This window comes from Rubritepida flocculans DSM 14296 (assembly GCF_000425365.1).
Classification (GTDB): domain Bacteria; phylum Pseudomonadota; class Alphaproteobacteria; order Acetobacterales; family Acetobacteraceae; genus Roseococcus; species Roseococcus flocculans.
In genome coordinates, this window is the sequence record NZ_AUDH01000063.1 from 1 (window position 1) to 2,361 (window position 2,361).

The window sequence follows — 2,361 nt, forward strand, 5'->3', positions numbered from 1 at the left end:
AGGAAGGCGTCGGTGAAGCGGGTGGAGTTGCGGGCGCGGGCGGCGTTCAGGGTCTGCCAGGCGATCAGCATCGCCATGACCGTGGTCTTGCCGGCACCTGTGGCCAGCTTGAAGGCGATGCGGAGCAGGTCCGGATTGGCCTCGGCGCTGAGGGCGCGCAGGCGGTCGAGTTCCTGCCTGGGCGCGACCTCGGTCAGCCAGATGGCGGTCTCGGCCGCCTCGATCTGGCAGAAGAAGAGGCGCTTCTGCCGGGCGGGGTCGCGCCAGTGCTGCAGAAGCCGGGCGGTGACCGGGGTGACGGTGGTCCGCAGACCCGCCGCCCCGAGGGAACGCCAGGCGGCGACCTTCGAGCGGATCTCGTTGATGTAGTCGTTCGGCTTGCGCTGGCCGAAATTGTCCTCAAGGTCGAGGCTGCCCTGCGTCTTCAGCCTGTGCTTGGGCGGGGGGACCGGGACGACGAACTCGCTCCGGCGGCGACCTTCCGCCGGGAAGCCGGTGGGGATGCCGTTCTCGTCGAGCACCCAGTGTCGGAGCGGCTCGGCGAAGGGGCTGTTGAGGATGGGGTTGTCGATGACGGCGGGTGGCACATTACGATTGTGCCAGGATCGCCGGCGGGTTGCACTATGGGTCGAGCGCCGGGGCATCAATCCCGGCAGAGCGATCGGCGCTGTTCTTCCCAGGCGGGGGGAAGTCCCGCGAGGACTTCCGGGCGGCCAAGCCCCGGTGTGGCGCCTCGCCCATCAAGCATCGCGTCGACCAGGTCCGGCGCAAGTAGCGTCAGATTGAGCAGCCGGCCGACATAGGACCGATCGACCCCCTCCGCCGCGGCGAGTTCGCGGATCGACGCGTATCGCCCCTCCTCCAGCATCCGCCGCCACCGGAACGCCCGCGCCAGCGCCTTCACGAGCGCCGGGTCGCCGCGCGTCTCGACCGCCCCGGCCCCATCGCTGCCGGCCTGCACCGGCTCCCCATCCGGCCCGATGATCTGCTTCCGCCCGCCGCGGCGCCGGATGGTCATCGGCACCACCACCGTCACGCTCGTCATGCCGCCATGCGCTCCCGCGGCTGCTTCGCCGCCATGTCCCGGGCGAGCCCGGCGAGCCCCTCCAGGTTCAGCCTGATCTCCGCCCCGGCGTCCGTGACCGTGACCCGCTCGACCAGCAGCCGCACGACCCGTTCCTGCTCGCCGGGGAACAGCTCGTCCCAGAGCGGATCGAGCCGCCCGAGCGCCTCGCGCACCTCCGCCTCGGTGAGGTCCGGTGCCTCCGCCCGCGCCGCCCGCCAGGTGCCGACGACGACCTCCGGCTGGCGCAGCAGCGCGCGGACCTGCGCCATCACCAGCGCCTCGATCTCCCCGGCCGGCAGGCGCCGGTGCGGCGCGTCGTTGGGGCCGCCCTGCAGCACGGCCTGGCTGACGTAGTAGCGGTAGAGCCGCCCCTTCTTGCGGGTGTGGGTCGGCGACATCGCCCGCCCGTCCGGCCCGAACAGCAGGCCCCGCAGCAGCGCCGGCGCCTGCTGGCGGGACTTCGCGGCGCGGGCGCGCGGGCTCTCGGCCAGGATGGCGTGCACCCGATCCCACAGATCCCGGGGGATGATCGCCTCGTGCTCGCCGGGATAGGATTGCCCCTTGTGCACCGCCTCCCCGATGTAGGTGCGGTTGATCAGCAGCTTGTAGACCGCGCCCTTGTCGAAGGGCCGGCCGGTCTTGGTGACGAGGCCCTCCGCCCGCAGGAGGGGCAGCAGCCGGGTGGCGGAGCCGAGCTCCGCGAAGCCCTCGAACACCCGCCGCACCGTCGCCGCACCTGCCTCGTCCACAACCAGCTTGCGGTTCTCGACCCGGTAGCCGAGCGGCACGGGGCCGCCCATCCACATCCCCCGCGCGCGCGAGGCGGCGATCTTGTCCCGCACCCGCTCGCCGATCACCTCGCGCTCGAACTGCGCGAAGGAGAGCAGGATGTTCAGCGTCAGCCGTCCCATGCTGGTCGTGGTATTGAAGGACTGCGTGACCGAGACGAAGGTCACGTCGTGCTGGTCGAAGGTCTGCACCAGCCTGGCGAAGTCCATCAGCGAGCGCGAGAGGCGGTCGATCTTGTAGACCACCACCACGTCCACGAGGCCGGCCTCAATGTCGGCGAGCAGGCGCTGCAGCGCGGGGCGATCGAGGGTGCCGCCCGAGACGCCGCCGTCGTCGTAGCGGTCGTGCACCAGCACCCAGCCCTCGGACCGCTGCGAGGCGATGAAGGCCTCGCAGGCCTCGCGCTGGGCATCGAGGGAGTTGAACGCCTGCTCCAGCCCCTCCTCGGTGGACTTCCGGGTGTAGACGGCGCAGCGGAGCTTCCGGACCTTCGCCGGCAGGGCGGC

At 71.6% G+C, this 2,361-nt stretch carries 2 protein-coding genes and 1 pseudogene; all 3 read right to left on the reverse strand.

What is annotated here, in order from left to right:
- Window positions 1–587, reverse strand: a pseudogene (locus tag H596_RS22480) (restriction endonuclease); the annotation flags it as partial.
- A gap of 56 nt (window positions 588–643) precedes the next feature.
- Entirely contained in the window at window positions 644–1,045 is a 402-nt protein-coding gene (locus tag H596_RS0118765; RefSeq protein WP_027286175.1) for a hypothetical protein, read from the reverse strand.
- Window positions 1,042–2,361: recombinase family protein (locus tag H596_RS0118770; RefSeq protein ID WP_456307614.1), on the reverse strand; the 1,320-nt coding region annotated here is incomplete at its 5' end. The genes H596_RS0118770 and H596_RS0118765, both read right to left, overlap by 4 nt.

Bases quoted from the DNA above. Each gene is read 5' to 3' on its own strand.
- H596_RS0118765 (WP_027286175.1), bottom strand. From the start codon at position 1,045: ATGACGAGCGTGACGGTGGTGGTGCCGATGACCATCCGGCGCCGCGGC.